Below are 2731 nucleotides of genomic sequence, written 5' to 3' on the forward strand. Positions count from 1 at the left end.
GTGCCCCGGTCCGCCACTCCGTCCGCGACACCGCCCCCGGCGCAGCCCGCGCTGCGGCCCGACGACCGTGAGGGACAGGCCGAGGAGAGGCCGGCGGAGAGCGATTCGGAGCGGCAGCACGAGCAGGGGGAGGCATTCCGTGGGCGCTGACCGCGCGAAACGCGGCCGTAGGCGTCCGGTGCGGGCGACTGCGCGTATCGGGTCTCTCGGCATCAGTGCCGTCCTGCTGGTGGGGTGTGCCTCGATGCCGGACAGCGGTGACATGCGCGACGTCGAGTCCACCCCGAGGCAGGACTCGAAGGTGCGGGTCTTCGCGTTGCCACCCGCCGACGACGCCGAGCCGCAGGAGATCGTGCAGGGCTTCCTGGAGGCCCTGACCAGCGACGACCTGGAGTACGAGACCGCACGCAAGTACCTGACCGGCAAGGCGCTCAAGGAATGGGATCCGGGCGAGTCGACCACGGTCCTCGCCGAGGCGCCCACCCCCTACACCCCGGTCACGGGGGAGGGACCCGACACCGACGAGTACCGGTACGAGCTGTCCGGCAAGAACGTCGCCCGGGTCGATGGGCAGCACGCGTACAGGCCCACCAGCGGCGAGTACCGCAAGACCGTGCACCTCACGCGCGTGAAGGACACCAAGCAGTGGCGCATCGACCAGCTGCCGCCGGGGGTGGTGCTCGGCAGGTCGGACTTCGAGCGCAACTACAAGTCCATCAACAAGTACTACTTCACCTCCGCCGCGCAGTCGGGTGAGCCGGGGACAGTCGCCGACCCGGTCTATGTACGCAGCCAGGTCGACCCGGTGACCCAGGTGGTCCGGGACCTGCTGAAGGGCCCCACCAGATGGCTCAACCCGGTCGCGAGGACGAGTTTCCCCTCCGGTACGGCCCTGAAGAAGGGCACCCGGGCGCTGACGCCGGACGATCAGAACAGGCTGGTCGTGCCGCTGAACAAGAAGGCCGACCGCGTCTCGGAGAGCCGATGCGAGGAGATGGCCGCCCAACTCCTCTTCACCCTTCAGGACTACATGCCCACGGGCGTGGACGAGGTGGAGCTGCAGGGGTCGACCGGTGCCCAGTTGTGCGTGTTCCGCGAGGGACAGACCGGCGTCGTCGCCGCGCACGGCTTCGGCAAGAGCGCGGCCTACGAGTACTTCATCGACGGCGACCACAAGCTCGTACGGCTGTCCGAGCGGGACTCGTTGACCACGCCGGCGGCCGTTCCCGGGGCACTCGGTGAGGGAGAGAAGCAACTGCGGTCCGCCGCCGTGTCGCGTGGTGAGGACCGGGCGGCCGGTGTGTCGGCCGACGGGAGCGATCTGTACGTGACGCCGCTGACAGCGGGTGGCACGCTCGGCGACCCGGTGCTGCACAGCAGCGGCGCCACCGCGAAGGACCGGCTGACGACGCCAAGTTGGGACGGGCGGGGCGATCTGTGGGTGGCCGACCGGGACCCCAAGAATGCCCGGCTGCTGGTTCTGGCGGACGGCATGGGTGAGCCGCTGGAGGTCAGGACGCCCAACCTCGACGGGCGTATCGAGGCGGTGCGGGTGGCCGCCGACGGTGTGCGGGTCGCGCTGATCCTGGAGAGCAAGGGCAAGCGGGCGCTGTACATCGGGCGCATCGAGCGGGACGCCGACGCGGAGAGCACCACCGTCTCGATCGTCGAACTGCGGTCCGTGACACAGGACCTGGAGGACGTCACCGCCATGTCGTGGGCCGGCGACAGCCAACTCGTGGTCGTGGGGCGCGAACCCGGCGGCGTGCAGCAGATGCGGTACGTCCGCGTCGACGGCTCCCCGACGCCGGGTTCCGGGCCCTCCGCGCTCACCGGCGTGGAGGAGATCGCAGCGTCCGAGGACGAGAGCCAGCCGTTGGTCGCACACTCGGCCGACGGGATCGTCCGGCTGTCCCCGGGGGCGCAGTGGCAGACGGTGGTCAAGGAAGGGTTGGCGCCGGTCTATCCGGGGTGAGGGCCGGGGCGGGTGGCGCGTTCGGTGCGTTCGGTGCGTTCGGGGCGTGAGGTGAACGGGCTGCACCTCACCTGGTGGGTGAGGTGCGGCCTGGGGTTGCGGTGTGTCCGATGACGTGTCCGGTGACGCTGAGGGCTCTGCGGGGGGTGAGCCGCAGGCGGGTCACCGTGTCCCTCGGATGTGTGGGGCTGTGGGGCTGTGGGCTTTGTGGGCTCCGGCGCAGGGGTGGGCTTGGAGTGGCGAGGGGTTTGGGCGTCCAGGCCGGGGGTTCTGTTCGGTCATCTTGTGAGGGGGCTCGGTCTTTTTCGAGCACTCGTCATTCGTGTGGGTGAGAAGCCCTCTGTGGTTGCGGTGAGTTGTCCACAGGCGGTTGTCCACAGGGGTGGCAGGGTTTCGCATGCGTTGGCACAGTGTGGGCATGCGGAGGTGGTGGCGGGACCTCACGGATCTGGTGCTGCCGGCCGAGTGCGGAGGCTGCGGGAGGCCTCGCGCGGTGCTCTGCCCGGAGTGCCGCGCGGCTCTGACCGGGGCCGTGCCGTGCCGGGTGCGGCCGGTGCCGGAGCCGTCGGGGTTGCCCGTGGTGCACGCTGCGGCACCGTACGAGGACGCGGTGCGGGCCACGCTGATCGCGCACAAGGAACGGGGTGCGCTGGCGCTCGCCGGACCGCTCGGCACGGCCTTGGCAGGGGCCGTACGGGCGGGTGGTGACGGGCCGGTGCTGCTGGTTCCGGTGCCGCCCGCGCGGCGGGCATACCC

2 protein-coding genes are annotated in these 2731 nt (G+C 70.7%); both read left to right on the plus strand.

Features of this window, described 5'->3' with window-relative positions; genetic code table 11:
• Nucleotides 1–139 precede the first annotated feature (139 nt).
• Nucleotides 140–1975 carry an LpqB family beta-propeller domain-containing protein gene (locus tag AWZ10_RS16355; protein ID WP_060891426.1) on the plus strand — a complete coding sequence of 612 codons (1836 nt, stop codon included), beginning with the start codon at nucleotides 140–142 and terminating at the stop codon, nucleotides 1973–1975.
• A 418-nt stretch (nucleotides 1976–2393) separates the two neighbouring features.
• On the plus strand, nucleotides 2394–2731 hold a 338-nt coding region (locus AWZ10_RS47745), incomplete at its 3' end, for a ComF family protein (RefSeq protein ID WP_425264494.1).

Source organism: Streptomyces europaeiscabiei, from assembly GCF_001550375.1.
Classification (GTDB): domain Bacteria; phylum Actinomycetota; class Actinomycetes; order Streptomycetales; family Streptomycetaceae; genus Streptomyces; species Streptomyces europaeiscabiei.